Source organism: Variovorax sp. GW823-FHT02B07 (genome assembly GCF_058797695.1).
Genome location: NZ_JBXAJX010000005.1, coordinates 229,490 through 247,848 on the forward strand (window position 1 = coordinate 229,490; position 18,359 = coordinate 247,848).

Below are 18,359 nucleotides of genomic sequence, written 5' to 3' on the forward strand. Positions count from 1 at the left end.
CGCGATCACAGGCAGAACAGCAGACTGAGAAACGCAACGCCCCCTGCTGCAGACGCGATCCAGTGAAAGCGATGCGGCAACCCGCTCAACAGCCCCACCGTCGCCAGCGCCGCCGCAGTCAGCGCCCCGAGCCACAGCACCCACCCCACCGACCCGCCCGCCGCCTCCAGGCTGGCCCACAGCGACAGGCACAGCAGCGCCGCGCCCCCGAGCTGCAGCCATCGGCGCCAGGCGCCGGGCGTGTGGCCGCGGCCGAAGACGTCTTCGCTGTGGCGGTCCATCGCGAGGCTCAGCGCGCAGAAGCCGGCCAGCGAGGCCGCGAACACCAACCCGAGCAGCGGCATCACGACCCCTGGCCCGAAGCTGCGAGTTCTGTCGGCGGCGGCTTGACGGCTTTCTTGGGCGCCGCCAAGGCCTTGCGGCGCTTGCGCTCCACCAGCCAGGTCGCACCCGCGAGTCCGAGGCCGAGCGCAATCGCCACGAGGTCGAAGCCCGCCACCGAACTCGGCCCGGTGCGCAGGCTCACGGTGAGCGGCGCGGGGCCGGTGAAGGCATTGAGCACCGGCAGCAATGCGAACAGCAGCGCGCCGAGCGCAAGCTGCGCCTGCCACATGCGCAGAGTCGGTCGCAGCAGGCCCAGCACGGCGGTGGCGCCCCAGACGATGAAGAACCAGCGGATCTCGGCCTCGTTGCGGCCGGCCACGTCGACCGGCAGCAGGCGGTTGGCCCAGAAGAAGGCGGCCATCGCCACGGGCAGGCCGGCGATCGCGCCGAGGTTCAGTCCGTCGACCAGCCGCAGGCCGAAGCCGATGCGTCCGCCCTGCTTGAGGGTCTTGGCGTATTTCTGGCGTTCCTTCACGGCCCACAGCAAGAGGCCCGTGGCCACCATCAGGCAGCCCGCCAGGCCCGAGACGAAGAACAGCGCGCGCAGCAGCGGATCGGCAAAACGGCCGATGTGCAGACCGTAGAGCACGCCGCGCGTCTCGGCCGCGGCCTTGGGCACGTCGCCGAAGGTGCCGATGAGCGCGCCGGTCGTGCCGTTGAACTGCATGCTGGGCTGGTCGTACGACAGGTGCCGGCCTTCGGCCCGCGTGAGCGAGACCACGGCGTTGGCGTCGTTCGGCTGGTGCACCACGATGCGGCCGACGGGCGCGCCGTCCCAGTGGGCGGTGGCCTGCGCCACCATGGGCGCGAGGGGCGCCAGCGCGGCCTTCGTGCCCGAGGCCTTGATCTGCGTGCGCACGCCACCCGGGAAGGCCTCGGCGAAGAAGGTGTCGTTGCCGCCGTGCGCCTTGTAGGCCACCTGCGGCCCCCACGGCATGTACATGAACATCAGCGTGACCAGCCCGGTGTAGGTGATCATGGCGTGGTACGGCAGCGCGAGCACGGCGGTGACGTTGTGCGCGTCGAGCCAGCTGCGCTGGCCCTTCTTCGGGCGGAAGGTGAAGAAGTCCTTGAAGATGCGCTTGTGCGTGACGATGCCGCTGACGATGGCCACGAGCATGAACATCGCGCAGAAGCCGACGATCCAGCGGGCCCAGAGCGCGGGCATGTAGTGCAGGTCGAAATGCAGGCGGTAGAAGAACTCGCCGCCGCGCGTCTCGCGCGGCGCGGTGATCGCCTGGCCCGTGGCCGGATCGAGCATGGCGCGATCGAAGCTGCGGCGCCGGTCCACGGGCGGCGAACCGGGTGGCGGCGGCGGCTTGGCCCACAGCAGGCTCACGCCGGGCTCGCGCTCGGTGGGCAGGGTGATGAACCAGCGCGTGGCATCGGGCGCGTGGCGCTGCATGAAACCCAGCGCGTTGTCGGCGGCCACCGGCTGCGGCACCGTGCCAGGCGTCACGGCGTGCAGCTCCGGCTTCATCCAGAAGGTGATCTCGTCCTTGAAGTACGAGGCCGTGCCGGCCGCGAACACCATGAAGAGCACCCAGCCGACCAGCAGGCCCGACCAGGTGTGCAGCCAGGCCATCGACTGACGGAATCCTTCCTTCATGCGGCACCTCCGCCGCCCTGGGTCCACAGCAGCAACAGCAGGCCCTGCAGGGCCGCCGCGATGGCGAGGCCGGTCCAGGCGCGCCACGCCGAGCGCGCCGCGAAGACCCACATCACGGCCACGGCGTAGACGAGGAAGGAGGCCAGCGTGCCGGTCAGCGCGGCTTCGCTGCGCGCCATGTCGAAGAGGACGGGCAGGCCCAGCGCGAGCACGGCGGCCGACAGCGCGGCGACGCCGTAACCGCCCGCGATGGCGGCGACGGCCCGCGACGCGACGCCCATCCGGTAACGGACGCCGGCGCTCACGACGGGCGCCGGACGACGTGCAAGGTCGTTCGGAAATTCATGGGACAGAGGGAGAGGAGAAACCTGGAGAATGAGAATCATACTCATCTTCTCGGTTTTTCTCGCCCCCGCCCATCCCGCGAGCGGGGCCTTGAAAGGCGGGCGGCGCCGTACGCCTTACTTCGCCTGCAGCAACGCGCCGGCTTCGAGCAGCACCAGCTCGTTGTCGTCCGCCTTGTTCGGCTCGCGGCTGCTGGAGAACGGCAGGTTGTTGTCGTTGCCGACCACGATGTGCGTGGCATCGACCACGTCGACGTTCTCGATCGTGAAGAACGGGAACTTCAGCACGCCATCGTTCAGCGGCTTGCGTGCGAGCTTGTCGGGGTCGGCGATGTTCAGCAGGTCGATGTAGCCGATCTTGCGCACCGCGCCGCCCGCGTTCGCGTCGCTCAGCTCGACCTTGTAGACGCGCTTGAACTTCGCGATGTCATGGAAGCAGTCGGTGCGCTTCTGGCCTTCGGGGCAGGCCTTGTCGCTCGTGCCTTCGCCGTTGTCGCGTTCGATGATGAGGCCGGTGGTGCCGTCGATCATGTTGAAGTCGCCGATGGCGTGGCCGTTGGCTTCGAGCACGTACTTCCAGTGGCGGCCCGTCCACTTCTCGGTCGCGACGTCGAACTCCAGCACGCGCAGCGCTTCCTTGCCGTCGAGCTTCTCGTAGTCCTTGGCCTCGGCGTTCCACACCGGGCCTTCGAGCAGCGCATAGAGCTTGCTGCCGTCCTTCGACGACGCCATGCCTTCGAAGCCCTTGGAGCGCTTGATCTGGAAATCGACCGCGCCGCCCGGTGCGCCCGACGTGGTCACCGCGGGATGGTCGGGCGAGCGCACGGCCTTGCCGTCGACCTGCGTATCGAACACCGCGAGCACCTTGCCCTTCAGGTCGGCCTTGATGAGGAAGGGGCCGAACTCCTCGCCGATCCACAGCGCGCCGCCGGCGAACTGGAAGCTCTCGGGATCGAAGTCCGAGCCCGTCAGGTAGCGCTGCTTCGTGCCTTCGTGAACGATGCGGAACGGCACCTTCTTGTCGGGGTCGTGCAGGAAGATGGTGTTCAGGCGATTGAACTTGCCGCTCTTGAAGTCCACCTTGTAGTGGTTCAGGTAGAGCATGAAGTCGGGCGAGTTGGCCTTCGCGCCGGCACCGTTGTCGGTGAGGATCCAGAACGAGCCGTCGTCCATCTTCTTGATGCCCGAGTGGCCCTGCAGCGGCTGGCCCTTGAAGGGCACCGACACGCCGGTGCCACGGCCGGCCGAGAGGCCTTCGACAGTGCCCAGCGCCTCGACGCGCTTGCCCGAGGTGAACTTGCCGCTCGCTTGCAGGTCGGCGGGCGCGTCTTTCGGCGCGGCGACGAAGCTCTGCGCGGGCAGCACGGCGTGGCCGGCGAGCGTGGCAGGGAAGGCGGTCTGTGCGGCCGCGCCACCGCAGGCGAGTGCGGTGGCCAGGGCGATGAAGGAGAGGGAGGCGAGACGCGTCATGGGCAGAAGAAAGGTTTCAGTCGAAACGCGAGACCATGCCGATTGCGCGTGACGGTGCCGTGACATCCACCGGCTTCAAGGTGCGATGTCCACCGTCACTTCGCGCGACTCGGCGCGGCCTTGGTCATCGACCGCGCGCAGCACATAGCGCCGGCCTGAATCGGCCATGTCGGGCATCCACGTGATGCCTTCGCCGGGCGCCGCCTTGCCGACCAGGGCGTCATCGGCGAACCAGTAGATCGTCTGCGTGCCCGCCGCCGCTTCGGCGCGCAGCACGAGCGGCTCGGGCTTCTTCACACGCAGCGTGTGCCGCACGCCGCGCAAGGGCGATGTGATGAGCGGCGCCGTCTCCGAAGCCTCGCCCTTCTCGCAGCCGTCGGTCGGCAGGCTCGCGCGCGGCAGGCCCGCCTGGCGGAACAGCCGCCGCATGTCGCTGCCCCATTGCTCGACCACCTGCTGGCGCGCGTTGGGCTGCGGCCCGCACACCACCTTGCCGGTCGTTTCATCGACCCACACGGCGCGGTGCAGGTTGCTGACCTGGATCGGCGACTTGCCGGCGATGAACCATGTGGTGGTGCGCACCGGGCACAGCGCATCGGGCAGCCCGCCTGTCGCTGTGCACACCTCGACCTGCCGGAGGTCGGCCGGCTGCCGCGTCGCGATCTCGCCGGGATCGAGCCGCTCCGCACGCAGCGCATCGACCATGCGCAGGAACAGCGGCGCGGCTGCATCGACGCCCACGAGCGCGGGGTTGCTGCTGCCGTCGAAGTTGCCGACCCACACCACCAGCACATGGCGGCCGAACACGCCCGCGGTCCATGCATCGCGAAAGCCCCACGAGGTGCCCGTCTTCCATGCGATGGCGGGTCGTGCGGGCAGCGTGGTGTCGGGGCGCGGCGTGTGGCGCAGCATGTCGAGCGTGATGAACGAGGCCTCTTCGCTCAGGAGACGCAGCGGCTGCGTGGGCCGCTCGTCGGGTGCGGGCTGCGTGTAGCGCAGCGGCTGCGAGATGCCGCCGTTGGCCAGCGTGGCGTAGAGGCACGCAAGCTCCTCGGGCGTGACTTCGCCGCCGCCCAGCACCAGCGCGAGGCCGTAGTGCGATTCGCTCTGCAGCTTCTGCACGCCCGCGAGCCGCATGAAGTCGTAAAGCCCGGGCTTCGAGAGCTTCGCGGCGACGGCCACCGCAGGGATGTTGCGGCTGCGAATCAGCGCCTCCTGCGCAGGCAGCGGGCCGGCAAAGCGGTGATCGAAGTTCTCGGGCGTGTAGGGGCCGAAGGAGGTCGGCGCGTCCTTCAGCATGGTCTTCGGATGCAGCAACCCCTGGTCGAGCGCGAGCGCATAGATGAAGGGCTTGAGCGTGGACCCCGGCGAGCGCTTGGCCTGCGTGCCGTTGACCTGCCCCGCGATCGCATCGTTGTGCCAGTCGGCCGAACCGATCAGCGCGCGCACCTGCATGGTCGAGGCGTCGAGCAGCAGCGCGCTCGCATTGGTCATGCCCACGTCGGCGTGCGTGCGCAGGTACTGGCCCATCACGCGTTCGAGCGTGGCCTGCATGCGCAGGTCGATGGTGGTGCGAACTTCCTGCACACCGCGCTCCTGCGCGAGCAGCATGTCGGTGGCGTGCGGCGCGAGAAAGGGGAGGCTGCCGCGCGACTGTGCCGAGAGCGCGAGCTGCGCATCGGGCGCATGCTGCTTCGCGGTCGGATCGCGCTCGGCCCACAGCGCCCACAGGCGTTCGCGTGCCGACTGCAGCTCGGCATTGCGGCCGCGCTCGGCAATGCGCTTGACCGGGTTCTGCGGAATCACCGCGAGCGTCAGCGCCTCGGGCAGGCTGAGCTTGGCGGCGTCCTTGCGAAAGTAGATGAGGCTCGCGGCCTGCACGCCTTCGATGTTGCCGCCGTAGGGCGCGGTGTTGAGGTACGCCTCGAGGATCTCGCGCTTGCTGAAGCGCGCTTCGAGCCAGAGCGCCGCGCCGATCTGCGCGATCTTGCCCATGGCCGTGCGGCTGTCGATGCCGTAGACACGCCGCGCCAGCTGCATCGTGAGCGTCGAGCCGCCCTGCCTGCGCTCGCCGCTGGCGATGCGCCACGCGCTGCGCGCGAGCGCGGCGGGGTTGACGCCGGGGTGCCCGTAGAAGCGGCGGTCTTCGTACAGCAGCACCGCATCGACCAGCGTCGGCGAGATGCGGTCGAGCGGCACCCAGAGGCGGTATTGCTCGTCGCTTGCGAGGGTGAGGCGCAAGAGTTCGCCACCCTGCGCGTACACGGCGCGCGAGCTGCCGACGGTTTCGCTGAGGGGCGCGTGCGGCCAGAGACGCAGCAGCGCAAGCGGGACGGCCACCGCCAGCGCCCACAGCGCGGGCTTGCGCAGCCTTCCCAACTTCACGCTGAAGCGCATGACGGCCCCCGCTGCCTTGCGTCAGTTCGCGACGACCTGGAAGCGCGCACCCGCCGAGCGCGAATACACGCGCCGGTCGTACATCGCCTCGCCATACGCCGCAGGCACCACGAAGTCGCCGACGTTGGTGGCCCGCGCCTTGTAGGTCACTTCGAGCAGGTTCTTGTCGACGGCGCCGTAGAACACCACGCGGTCTTCACGGATGTCGGCGTACTGCACCTTCCACGAACCGCCGCCACCGAGGCGCTTTTTCCAGATCGGCGCATCGGCATTGGCTTCCTGGTCGTCGCCCACGGCCTGCAGCACCGGCTCCAGGCCGCCGGGCAGCAGGTCGACCAGCGCCACATCGTTGAGCTGTGCGCGCTCCAGGCTGCGCACGCGCACCCGCACGGTGACTTCTTCGCCGAGCCTGGCCTTGGTGATCGGGTTGCCCTTGGCATCGAGCACTTCATGGAAGATCTCGAGGCCCTGGTTCACCGGCGTGGTGGGCACGTTGCGCTCGAAGCCCTGTTCGGCCCAGCTGTAGTACAGGTTGAAGTCGCTGTCGTTCGACAGCTTGAGCTTGGCCGTGCCGGCGGGCACCGCGGCGCGCGTGATCGGGTTCACCGAGCCCAGCGCGAGTGCCGCGGCCTGCCCTTGCGCGTTGATGCTCTGCGCCGTGAGCTTGCCCTCGGCGTTCTGCGCCACCGCTTCGAAGTACGCATCGACCGCGAGCAGCATCGAGGCCGACGACAGGCTGTTGTACCAACCGTCGCGCACCATCGCGCCCATGCCCTCCCACACTTCGGGCTTCAGCGTCTTCAGGCGCGAAGGGAAGTGGCGGCCCACCAGGTGCAGCGTCATGCTGTCGTGCACCAGCGGGTCGTAGTAGGCGCCCCACACGTTGCGGCGCTGCTTCTTCTCGGTTCGCGCGAGCAGGTCGGACCACACCGGGTTGAGCAGCTCGTTGGCCACTTGCTCCTGCTTCACGAGCTGGTAGCTCGCGGCGAGGTACACGGCGCCCAGGTCGTCGCTCCAGCCTTGCGTCTGCTTGTTGCGCCACGCTTCGCGCAGGTTGGCCAATGCGGCCGGCGCGATGATGCCCTGGCGCGTGAGCAGGTAGGCCGCCTGCGTGCGCTGGCGCCAGCCGTCGAGCGAGGTGTCGCCGCTGCCGAGCCAGCCCTGCAGGTAGGTGTTCGCCTTCTGCAGCAGGTCTTGCGGCACGGGCAGCTTGTGGTCCTTGGCTTCGATGAGCAGGTGCACCGCGTAGAGCGTGGCGAAGGCGTCGGTGCCTGCGCCGGGCCACAGCGAGAAGCCGCCGTCGGCCGTCTGCCGTGCGCGCAGCTGCACGAGATAGCGCTCGAAGGTCTTGCGCGCCTCGGGCATCGGGCCCTGCTCGGGCGTGCGGCCGCGCGCCATTTCCTTCACCAGCTCGGGCCGACCCGACAACAGCACGGCCGGGAAGGTCTGGCTCGTGATCTGCTCGGTGCAGCCGTGTGGGTACACCTCCAGGTACTGCATGAGGCCGGTCGCGAAGGCCCACGGCGCAGCGGACACCGCGACATCGCTCTTGCGGAAGTTCGGGTACAGGTCGGCCTTGCTGCTCAGCTCGCCCGCGCGCTGGAAGCTGCCCGCCTGCACCAGCGTGACGAACGGCGATGCGGGCCGCACGCTCACTTCGGTCGACAGGCGCGCGCTGAAGGTCTTGTGCGTCGAGGTGAACACCAGCGCCGACGAACCCAGCACCGCCTGCTCGCCCGGCTTGGCGCGCACATTGAACCTGGTGCTCGCTTCGCCGCGCTCGTTGACCTTGAGCGTCTGCGTCGCATCGCCCACCACTTCGAGTCCGCCCGAGGCGGTGAGCGTGAGCGCAATGGGCACGTCCTTGCCCGAACCCACGATGTTGTTCGCGAGGCCCACGCCCACTTCGACCGTGTCGCCGGGCGCCATCGCGAGCGGTGCGTTCGGCAGTATCACCATGTCGCCGCGCACCACGGTGCGGGTGCTCTTGGCGGCGGTGGTCTCATCGTTCACCGCAACAGCCATCACACGCAGGCTGCCGTTGAAGCTCTCGGGCACGGTGTAGCTGAACTCGCGGCTGCCGTTCACATCGACGAGGCCCGACCAGTACGCCACCGGCTTGTCGCGCTTGCGCTTGAACGGGTTCAGGTGCTTGCCGAGCTCGCCTTCGCCGTCACCGCCGGGGGCGGCACCCTGCATGAGCTTCTTGAACTCCGGCAGGATCAGGTCGAGCGTCTGCAAGGTGCCCACTTCGAGCGCCCGCTTCTGGAAGAAGTGCTTGAGCGGATCGGGCGTCTTGTAGCGCGCCACCTGCAGGATGCCTTCGTCCACAGCGAACAGCACGGCGCGCGTGGGCTTGTCGCTGGTGAGCTTCATCTTCACGGTCTGGCCGGGCTTCACGAGTTCGCTGCTGGTGAGCTGCAGGTTGGCGGTGCGCTTGGCCAGGCTGGTGGCGAAGGGCACGACGCCGTACGACAGCGGGCTCATGTAGACCTCGTCCGAGGCCGGGTCGCGCACGAAGTGCACGTTGATGTAGCCGGTGCCCTCGAAGTCCTTGGGCAGCACGATCTTCTGCACCGAGGCGGTCTTGTCGGTCTTGAACCATGCGTGGGCATAGACCTTGTCGCGCTCGATGGTGATGAGGCCTGCGCCGACGTACGGCGCGCGGATGCTCACCTCGATCTCCTGGCCCGGCTCGTAGTCCTTGCGGTCGAGCGTGAGCTGCAGTTCGGCGTTGCGGTCCAGCGAGCGCGAGACGTTCGCGTTGCCTGCCACGCTGTACTCGACGCGGTTCAGCTCCAGCCCGCCGGCATTGCGCACCACGTAGGCGAAGTTGCCGGGCGTGGAGGTGTTCAGCGCAATGGTGTTGCCGGCCGCGACGATGGCCAGCGGCTTCTCGTCGATCACGATTTCCTTCTTGCGCGACTCGTAGCGGTACAGGCCGTTGTCCTGCTTCACGAGCACCGACAGCACCTTGCGCTCCACGCGCTCGATCTTCAGGGCGTCCACGGCGGTCTTCTTCGCCTGCGGGTCGATCGCGATCACGGTGGCATTGCGCGCGGCGCCCTTGCTCACGTAGCTGGTGTCGCCATCGACCTTCACGCCCACGAGGTAGGACATGTCGCTCACCAGCGTCTGCGCCTCGGCCGAGACGCTGCGCCCGCCTTCGGGCTCGAAGGCCTTGGCGAGCACGTGCACCTGGTAGGTGGCCGCATCGAAGCGCGAGAGGCGCAGGTCGAACTCGGCCTTGCCTTCGGCGCTGGTCTGCACGCTGCCCAGGTCGTCGACCTGCTTCTCGGTGGCGCGCTGCGGATCGAAAAAGGCGTAGTCGGCGAACGCGCGGAACACCGGGAAGGCCGGGCTCAGCGTGAGCGTGCCCTCGACCTTGCGGTCGGGCGCGGGCGTGCCGAAGAGGTTCTGCACGTCGATGAGCGCCTTCAGGTCCTTGGGCCTGACCCAGCCTTCGGCGACCTCGCTGCTGAGCTTGGCGACCACCTTGGTGCGGTCGGGCAGGAACTCCTGCACCTTCACCGTGGTGCTGCCGATCAGCAGGCCCTGCACCTCGGGGTTGCCGGGCGAGGATTCGCGCGGCAGGTAGAGGTTGACGGTGTAGTTGCCGGTGGGCGAGGTGTCCTGCGTGGCGTGGGCGATTTCCGCCGCACCGCCGGGGCCGAGCTTGAGCTTCTCGCGGCGCACGCTGAGGCCGCGCGCGTCGATGATCTCGGCCTCGAGCGGCAGGTCGCGCAGCGACGTGGCCCAGTTGCCCGCCTTGACCATCATCGCGATGTGCATGGTGTCGCCCGGGCGGTAGATGCCGCGGTCGCTGAACACGTACGCGGTCATCTGGTTCGGCACGCCGGCCGCGCGCAGGCCGCCGACGTCGAAGCGCGAGATGTCGAGCGTGCGGTCGCTGCGGTTGAAGGGCAGGAAGCTCAGGTCGCCGTCCTTGCGCACCACCAGCACCACGGGCGCTTTCTCGCGCTGGTAGCCGGCGAGGTTGGGCAGCTTGGCGGCGCCCGTGGCGTCGGTGGATTGCGACGCGACGATCATGCCGTTGCGGCCCCACACCTCGACCAGCGCACCGGCCACCGGCTGGCCGTTGGCGATGCTCTGCACGAACACGTCGCGCGTGCCGTCGAGCGACTTCTTGGCGACGATGCCCAGGTCGGTGACGAGCACCAGGCGCTGGTCCTTCTGGTCTTCGGGGTTGCCGCTTTCGGGGTCGCCTTCGCCTTCCGATGGCTGTTCTTCCTGTTGTTCCTCTTCGGCCTGCGTCGCATCGCCTTCGGCCTTCTTCTTGGCCTTGGGGTCGTAGCCCTGCACCTTGAGCAGGAACACGCCGCGGCGGTCGGCCACGTCGCTGCGCAGGTACTGCGCGAAGTCGACGGTCTCGTAGTGCGCCTTGCCGGCGGGAATGCTGAGCGGAATTTCCTTCTGGAAGCGGTCGACGAGGTTGTCCGACTGCAGGCTGCCGTTGAACTGCGGATGCGCGAAGTCGCCGTTGGTCTGCGTGACCAGGTGCTGCAACTGCTGCGGCAGCAGGCGTCCGATTTCCAGGCGGATGCCGGGCAGGTCGCGCACCAGGATCGGCAGCTTGCGTTCACCGGAAAGTGCGAGCAGCGAGCCCTGGCTCATGATGGTGAGCTCGGGCGCGAAGGTCTTGAGCAGGCGAACGTCCTGCCGCGCCGCGCCGAGCTGGTAGCCGCCCGGCGTCTTCAGGCCCTTGGCCACGCGCACCAGCAGGTAGCGGCCGCCTTCGGCTTGCGGGAGACGGAAGCTGACCATCTCGGTCACTTCGCGTTCGCTGGCGATGGGCTGCAGATTGATCTTCTTCGCGCGGCGCAGCACCGCGTCGGTGACCTTCGAAGGATCGGCAGACCAGTCGAACTTTTCTTCCGGGTCGCCCTTGGCTTCTTCCGTGGCGGGCAGCAGCCAGGCCTGCACCACGCGCGCCATTTCGCGCTCGTGCACCGGCATCGAGGCGGTGACGTGCATCACATGCTCGGGCTCGCCGTTCTCGCCGGTGACGATGGTGGGGTCGATGCTCGAGATGTCGAGGCTGAAGAGGCCGGGGATGTCGACCGCGCGCGAGATGTCATTGCGCTGGCCGGGGCCGCCCTTCTGCGCGACCGCGCCGGAGGTGAGGCTGAGCACCACGGGGCGCGTCTTCTCGGGGATGGGCAGCGGCTCGGACTGGAGGGTGGCGGTGAGGCGCAGCTTGTCGTAGCTGACGGTGAACTTCTCGCTCGCGCATTTGCCCACGCTGAAGATCGAGGTGCCGCAGGCCTGGTCATAGGTCAGCACCAGGCGCTTTTCGAACTCTGCCGTGTTGACGGGGTGCGAGAAGCGCACCTGGAAGAGCGCGCGCCGCACGTTGGCTTGCACCGGGTCCTGGTAGAACTCCGCGCCCGCGATGCGCGCGCTGAATTCGGGCGAGGTGAACTCGTACTTGCGCTGCTCGATCTCGATGTGCGGCGCGAGCGCGTCCTTCGCCAGCTGCACCTTGTAGGGCTGGCCGACCGGCCAGTCCTGCGCGGGAAGGAATTCGAGCTTCTTCTGGCTGCTCCACGACCAGCGCCCGGCGATGGCGGGCTCGATGGTGACGCCGGTCGCCTCCTGGCCGATGCGCGCGATGGGTGCGACCGAGGCGGAGAAGTTGATGACGACCGGGTTGGGCCCCTTGTCGTTTTCGATCTGCGTGCGCGGCGGCGGCACGATCTGCGCGGTGGAAACGACGGGCTCGACGCGGTCGGGCGTGAGGCCGTGCCACCACTTCAGCACCTGCGGGCTGGCGAACCAGCCGGCCAGCACCAGCAACGCCAGCAGCACCACCCAGGCCAGCCGTTGCTGCAGCCACTGAAGCCCGAAGAGAAGAAAGGCGCCCACGATGCGCAGCCACCCCGGGGGTCGCCAGGAACCGATGAGTCCGCGTGCCAGCGGACGCAGGAACCCGAGCACGCGGCCCAGTCCGGTGAAGAGCACGTCGCTCAGCGACGCGAGTTTTCGATTGGCAACTTGAAGCATGGACGCTCCCCCGATGTTTTTGTTGGCGCCTGACAGTCTCTGCCCGGTCTGTGAAGCCATGGCGCTGTGTGTGAAGTCTGCGTGAAAACCGCACAGGGCCCGCGCACCGGCCCGGTTCAGATCAAAACGGAATGGCGGGCTTGTTCACCATCAGCCAGAACACGATGGCCATGGCCACGAAGGCCGGGTAGCCCAGCAGTTCCCAGTAGCGCTGGTAGCGCAGATACAGCGACGGCAGCGCGGTGCCCTCGTGGTGCGCCTGCCCCGCGAGGGCCGCCATGCGGATCTGCAGCCACACCACCGGCAGCCAGCATGCCCCCGCGAACGCGAACAGCCCCAGCGACAGCGCCAGCCACGGCGTCGACAGCGGCCAGCCCGCCAGGTGCGCCAGCGCGAAGCCGGTGACCGGCTGCAGGATGACGGTGGGCGTGGTGAACCACCAGTCCGCGCGCACCACCAGCCGGCTCACTACCGCCTGCGCCGGCACGCTGCCGCTGCGGTTGGCAAAGAACATGTAGAAGGCCGAGCCCAGCCCCGTGCCGACCATCAGCACGCTGGAGACGATGTGCAGCCACTTGAGGACGAGGTAGGTGTTCATGGCGTGGCGCGTCGGTACAAGTGCCAGAGCAGCGCGGCGATGGGCAGGTTCTTGAGCAGCGGGCCCAGCGGATGCAGCCACAGGTCCGGCTGCAGCATGGTCGCCACGAGCGTCATGGCGAGCATCAACGCGAAGGCGGCCAGGTAGACGGTGCGGCCGGGTCGCAGCCACAGCGCCAGGCCGATCGCAACATCGGCCGCCGCGCCGCCGACGATCAGCGCCTGCACCAGCCACGGCGGCGAGGCGATGCCCGCATCGGCGAGCACGCGCCGGCTCTGGCCGTCGAGTTCGACGATGCTGGCGACGGCGGTGAAGAGCCAGACGGCGACGAGGCTCAGGCGCAGCAGGCGGTCGTCGTCACGCGTCCTTGTCATGCCGCATCGCTCCCATGCTGTGCCCGTTGCCACTGGACGACCTCGTCCGCATGCCCCGCGAGAAAGTCGCGCATGCGCGCGAAACGCCGCTGTGTCTGCCGCGCGAAGACCTGGGCCACCACGGGCTCCAGCAACCAGCGCAAGGCTTTCGGTCCGGCTTCGATGGTGTAGACGTAGATCAGCACCGAATGACCGGGCTGTGTGTCCTGGTGCCGCATCGATGCGGCCCAGCGGCTGAAGGGAAAGGAACGGCCGACCATCGACGCCGCGGCCACACGCGGCCGGTCGAACGTGACGAAGCGCGTGCGCATCGACAGGCCGCGCAACCAGCCGCCGCCGGTGTTCTCGGTTTCCGCGCCCACGAAGGGGCAGGGCGCGCCGCCCACCACGCGGGCGTTGCCGACCAGCGAGTCCCAGCGCGCACGCCAGACGTGATAGTGGAAGGCATCGAAGACCACGTCGGCCGGCGCCGGCATGTCGAATTCAAAGCGCTGGTGTGCCATGGCCTGCTGCGCTTGCCCCTTCGTCGATCACATCCGTCACCATGCCCCAGCGCGCGAACTCGGGGTCGAACTCGGGCAGTGCGAGCAGGCCGGCGCAGGCGTGCGCGCCCACCGGCAAGGCCTCGCCGTGCGCGAGGCGGCGGGCCAGCAGGATGGCGGCCATGCAGGGAATCTCGGGGCCGTGGTTGTCGTCGGCCGCGATGTGCCAGGCGCGGCGCGCGATGGCGCCGTGCGCATCGGTGCCTTCGACGCGCACCACCATGCCGCCCAGCGCGGTGCCGAACGCATCGAACACGCCGCCCGTCGCGTGCAGCAGCGGCGCCAGCTTCTGCGGTGCGCGCAGCAGGCCCGTGCGGCGCAGGAACGCCAGGAAGGCGAAGGCCTGCTGGGTCAGGCCGACTTCGAGCGCGGCGCGGAACATGACCGACTGCACGCCGGCGTAGCGCGCCGGAAAAAGTTCGAGATCGGGGATGTCGCACAAGGCGCCGCGGCGCGGCTTCATGCGCGCGAACTGCACCTTCGCGGGATGCGCCCAGCCGGGCTGCTCGGTCCAGCGGCCGCCGTGCCAGACACGGATCGGCGCGCCGCAGTAGGCGAGCACGCCCGCGAGCGTGGCTTCGCCGCGCGGTGCGCCTTGTGCCGGCGCGATGCAGATGTCGATGCTGCGGATGCCTTGCCAGCCGGCGGCAAGGTGGTCGACCACTGCCGACGACAGCGCGGGCACGGTGCTGGCGCCGGTCACGGCGGTGCGGCCCGCGCGGCGGAAGGCCGCGTCCATCGCGGCGGGAAAGTCGCAGACGAAGCGCCGGCCGTCAGCGAGGTCGATGTAGTGCGCGCCGGCGGCTGCCACGGCCTGCGGCACGCGGTAGTCCTGGCCCTGGAACGGGCCAGCTGTGTGGATGACGAGGTCCACGCCCAGGTGGCCCAGGCCCTGCGCGAGGTCGGGCGACTGTGCATCGACGCGCACACCGCGTGCACTGCCGCCCAGCGATTGCGCAAAGGCCGTGGCCCGTTCGAGGTCGCGCCCGCCAACCCACAACTCGATGCTCGGGTCCTGCGCCAGCGCGCGGCTGATGCGCGCGCCGAAGTTGCCGTAGCCGCCGAGCACCAGCGTCTTCATGCGAGGCTCGCTCCGGCGATGTGGCCGCGCGTGAAGGCTTCCTCGAAGATCGAATAGCCCGACCAGTCCGCGTGCGCGAACGACAGCCGGCCCGCGGCCACGCGGTCGCCATGCGCGCCGATCTGCGCGAGCAGGCCCGGCTGCGGGATCGACATGGCGTGCCCATAGCGCGTGATCTCGACGCGCGTGGCGAGCGCGGGCAGGTCGGGGTGCGGCACCGACAGCTCGGCCAGGAGCTCGTCGCGCCATGCGGTCCACGGGCGCTCGAGCAGCAGCTGGCGGCCGTCGCCGGTGTCGTAGCCGCTCGGGCCCAGCGGGCGGTACCAGCTCAGCACCGTGCCACGCGGCGTGGGGTCGAGCGTCTGGTGGCGCGCATCGACATACCCGAGGCCGCGCGTGCCGTAGATCACGTTGTCCCAGCTCGGCGCGGCGCCAACGCGGTCGGCCAGCGGGCCGCGCAGGTGCACGTTGGCGACCAGCCACGGCGCATAGTGCACGTGCGCGGCGGCGCTCGTCAGCAGCGAGGGCGGGTTCTCGACCACGCGCGCGGCGATGAACACGGGCAGCGCGACGATGCAGCGCTCGGCCTGCCAGCGCACCATCGATTTCGACGCGGCATCCCATGCATCGACCTCGACGCCCCCGCGCCCTTCGGCGATGCGCGTGACGACCTGGCCGGTGTGCAGGCGCTCGCCCAGCGGCGCGGCCAGCTGCTTGGTGAGCCAGCCGTTGCCTTCGGGCCAGGTGAGCACGCCGTCGCGATCGGGGTTGGTGTCGCTGCCACTGTCATTGGTGCTGCCGCTGGCGTCGCCCGGCGCATGAAAGCCGTGCCGGCTTGCGAAGTAGTGGATGCCGGCCCAGGCCGACACCTGCGCGATGCCGGCGCCGTAGTCGTCGCGGCAGCAGTAGTCGAGGTACCAGCGCAGGTGGGCGTCGTCGAAGCCTTCGCGGTCGAGCCAGCCCGCGAAGGGCAGGGCGTCGAGCGCGAGCAGCTCGGGCGTGACGGCGAAGCGCAGCGTGGGAATGGCGAAGTGGGCGGCGTGCTGGAGCGCGTCGATGCGCTGTGCGAAGCGGCGGTATTGGGCGTGCGTTCCATCGCCCACGTCGTGCACGGGCAGCAGCCCGTCCTGCCATTCGCCGCGGAAGAACAGGCGCTCCTGCGGGCTGTGGCAGAGGTGGCGCTCGTCGTAGGTCCAGCGGCCGGCCACACGACGGCGCAGGCCGAGTTCCTCGAGCAGGTCCTGCACCTCGTGCGCGTCGTCGCCGGGCGTGGGCAGGTAGTGCGCGCCGAGCGGGCAGGCGATGCCGCCGACCGAGCCGCCGCGCGCGTTGCCGCCGGCGGTGTCTTCGAGTTCGAGCAGCGCGAAGTCGTCGATGCCCGCGAGACGCAGCGCGCGTGCGGCCGCCAGGCCGGCAACACCGCCGCCGGCGATGACGACGCGGGTGCGCTTGACGGTGGCCGGGGCCTGCGACTTGAGCGTGGCGTCGCGCATCGCGTGGCCGCGCGCGACATCGATGCCGGTGAAGCCACCTTCGATGGGCGGTGGTGGCGCCTCGCAGCCGGCCAGCGCCAGGGCGCCTGCACCGGCAGCGACGCCAAGAAAGCCACGGCGCCTCATGGCACACGGTTCCTTCGTGGAACACCGCGGAACCGGCTTTGCCGGGCCGCAGGTGTTGCCCCCGGTAGGGGGTTGGCGAAGCGACACGAAGTGCGCGCAGCCTGGGGGCGAGCCATATCAGTGCGCCATGACCTTGCCCCACTCCTGTTCGTAGGTGGTGACGAGGGTCTGGTTCGACAGGCGGTTCACTTCGGTCGGCACGCGTGCCATGTCGAGCGGAAAGTCGAACATCAGGGGCAGCGTCGCCGGCGTGAGAAAGCGCATGCCGCCCGGCAGCGCATCGGGCAGCCGGTAGGGCCGGTGGCTGGCGATGATGTAGCCCCATTCGCCGAAGCTGGGCACGTGCGCGTGGTACGGCGTGGCCTTCAGGCCGACCGACTCGATGGTGCTCGCCACGGTCCAGTAGCTCTTGCGCGCCACCAGCGGCGAGGTGGTCTGGATCACGGCGTAGCCGCTGGCCGACAGGCGCCGGTCGAGCAGCGCGTAGAAGCTGTTGGTGTAGAGCTTGCCGATGGCGAAGTTGGTGGGGTCGGGAAAGTCGACCACGATGACGTCGAAGGTGTCGCCCTCCTGCTGCAGCCACTGGAACGCGTCGGTGTTGACCACCTTCACCTTCGGCGACGAGAGCGCGTGGCCGTTGAGCGCGGCCAGCGTCTCGTGCGTGGTGAAGAGCTGCGTCATGTTCGGATCGAGCTCCACCAGCGTGACCGACTCGACCGAGGGGTACTTGAGGATCTCGCGCACCGCCATGCCGTCGCCGCCGCCGAGCACGGCGACTTTCTTGGGCGCGCCGTGCGCGGCCATGGCGGGGTGCACCAGCGCCTCGTGGTAGCGGTACTCGTCGCGCTCGGCGAACTGCAGGTTGCCGTTGAGGAACAGCCGGTGGCCGAGCGCGCCGCGTGTGACCACGATGCGCTGGTAGGGCGAGCTGGCGCTGAAGACGATGCGGTCCTGGTAGAACTTGTCTTCTGCCAGCGTGGTGATGTGGTCGGCGCCCCAGAAGGCGCCGATGAGCGCGGCCAGCGTGAGAAAGCAGGCCACCGCATGCGCGCCGGCGCGGCGCAGCTCATGGCGGAACAGCCACAGCGCCCACACGGCCACCGCGGCGTTCATCACGCCGAACAGCAGGCCGGTGCGGATCATGCCCAGCTGCGGCACGAGGATCAGAGGGAACGCGACCGACACGGCAAGCGCGCCCAGGTAGTCGAAGGTCAGCACCTGCGACACGAGGTCCTTGAGCACGATGTTGCGCTTGAGGATGCGCATCACCAGCGGGATCTCGAGCCCCACCAGCGTGCCCACCACCACGACGAGGCCGTACAGCAGCAGCCGGAACGCGCCCGGCACGTAGGCGTTGGCCAGGAACAGGATCGCCGGCAGCGCGCCGCCGATCAGCGCCACGAGCAGTTCGATGCGAAGGAAGTGCGCCGGCAGCTGCCGGTCGAAGTAGCGCGAGAGCCACGAGCCCACGCCCATGGCGAACAGGTAGGTGCCGATGATGGTGCTGAACTGCAGCACCGAGTCGCCGAGCAGGTAGGAGCTCAGCGCGGCCGCGCTCAGTTCGTAGACGAGGCCGCAGGCCGCGACGACGAACACGCTGGCGAGCAGCGCGATCTCCACGGGTTGCGGCCCCCGCGCATCCGGGGTGCGCGCGGGCAGGGCCGCGTCGCTCAATGGATGGCTGCGGCGACGATGACGCTGATGCCGAGGCACATGGCGGCCACGACGAGCGCCAGCGCCCTGTTCTGCTTCTCGACGATCTCGCCCCACAGGTCATAGGGGGTGATCTTGTCGATGATCAAGAAGCAGATCCAGAAGACCACCACGCCGATCAGCGCATACACGAGCGATCCGAGGACCACGCCCGGTTTCAGCCATTCAATTCCCATGGGGACCTCCAGTCGTAGCAATAAAGAG

At 69.1% G+C, this 18,359-nt stretch carries 13 protein-coding genes; all 13 read right to left on the minus strand.

Translation table 11 applies throughout. From position 1 onward, the window contains the following. Positions 1-5: 5 nt before the first annotated feature. Complete coding sequence (locus AC1RGU_RS24645; protein ID WP_492698517.1) at positions 6-344, minus strand: DUF3325 domain-containing protein; 339 nt, start codon at positions 342-344, stop codon at positions 6-8. Then, positions 344-1,993, minus strand: a complete 1,650-nt coding sequence (locus AC1RGU_RS24650) for a PepSY-associated TM helix domain-containing protein (protein ID WP_492698518.1) — start codon at positions 1,991-1,993, stop codon at positions 344-346. Before AC1RGU_RS24650 ends, AC1RGU_RS24645 begins: the two co-directional genes overlap by 1 nt. Then, the gene (locus AC1RGU_RS24655) at positions 1,990-2,298 is read right to left on the minus strand and encodes a DUF3649 domain-containing protein (RefSeq protein ID WP_492698520.1); all 309 of its coding nucleotides are present in this window, start codon (positions 2,296-2,298) and stop codon (positions 1,990-1,992) included. Before AC1RGU_RS24655 ends, AC1RGU_RS24650 begins: the two co-directional genes overlap by 4 nt. Before the next feature lie 156 nt (positions 2,299-2,454). Then, positions 2,455-3,807, minus strand: a complete 1,353-nt coding sequence (locus AC1RGU_RS24660; RefSeq protein WP_492698522.1) for an esterase-like activity of phytase family protein — start codon at positions 3,805-3,807, stop codon at positions 2,455-2,457. Positions 3,808-3,882: 75 nt separating this feature from the next. After that, entirely contained in the window at positions 3,883-6,192 is a 2,310-nt protein-coding gene (pbpC, locus tag AC1RGU_RS24665) for a penicillin-binding protein 1C (protein WP_492698523.1), read from the minus strand. Between the two features lie 33 nt (positions 6,193-6,225). Next, positions 6,226-12,228 carry an alpha-2-macroglobulin gene (locus AC1RGU_RS24670; RefSeq protein ID WP_492698525.1) on the minus strand — a complete coding sequence of 2,001 codons (6,003 nt, stop codon included), beginning with the start codon at positions 12,226-12,228 and terminating at the stop codon, positions 6,226-6,228. Between the two features lie 121 nt (positions 12,229-12,349). Then, on the minus strand, positions 12,350-12,826 hold the full coding sequence (locus AC1RGU_RS24675) for a DUF2269 family protein (RefSeq protein ID WP_492698527.1): 477 nt from the start codon (positions 12,824-12,826) through the stop codon (positions 12,350-12,352). Beyond that, a complete protein-coding gene (locus tag AC1RGU_RS24680; protein WP_492698529.1) occupies positions 12,823-13,200 on the minus strand; it encodes a DoxX-like family protein in 378 nt (125 codons plus the stop codon). The genes AC1RGU_RS24675 and AC1RGU_RS24680 overlap by 4 nt, the downstream gene beginning before the upstream one ends. Then, positions 13,197-13,703 carry an SRPBCC family protein gene (locus AC1RGU_RS24685; RefSeq protein WP_492698531.1) on the minus strand — a complete coding sequence of 169 codons (507 nt, stop codon included), beginning with the start codon at positions 13,701-13,703 and terminating at the stop codon, positions 13,197-13,199. Before AC1RGU_RS24685 ends, AC1RGU_RS24680 begins: the two co-directional genes overlap by 4 nt. Next, positions 13,684-14,823: a saccharopine dehydrogenase family protein gene (locus AC1RGU_RS24690; RefSeq protein ID WP_492698533.1), complete on the minus strand. Its 1,140-nt coding sequence runs from the start codon at positions 14,821-14,823 to the stop codon at positions 13,684-13,686. The genes AC1RGU_RS24685 and AC1RGU_RS24690 overlap by 20 nt, the downstream gene beginning before the upstream one ends. Then, positions 14,820-16,442, minus strand: a complete 1,623-nt coding sequence (locus tag AC1RGU_RS24695) for an FAD-dependent oxidoreductase (protein ID WP_492698535.1) — start codon at positions 16,440-16,442, stop codon at positions 14,820-14,822. Before AC1RGU_RS24695 ends, AC1RGU_RS24690 begins: the two co-directional genes overlap by 4 nt. 117 nt (positions 16,443-16,559) lie before the next feature. After that, positions 16,560-18,116, minus strand: a complete 1,557-nt coding sequence (locus AC1RGU_RS24700) for a polyamine aminopropyltransferase (protein WP_370869692.1) — start codon at positions 18,114-18,116, stop codon at positions 16,560-16,562. Then, positions 18,113-18,331 carry a DUF350 domain-containing protein gene (locus AC1RGU_RS24705; protein WP_062473571.1) on the minus strand — a complete coding sequence of 73 codons (219 nt, stop codon included), beginning with the start codon at positions 18,329-18,331 and terminating at the stop codon, positions 18,113-18,115. The genes AC1RGU_RS24700 and AC1RGU_RS24705 overlap by 4 nt, the downstream gene beginning before the upstream one ends. Positions 18,332-18,359: the final 28 nt, after the last annotated feature.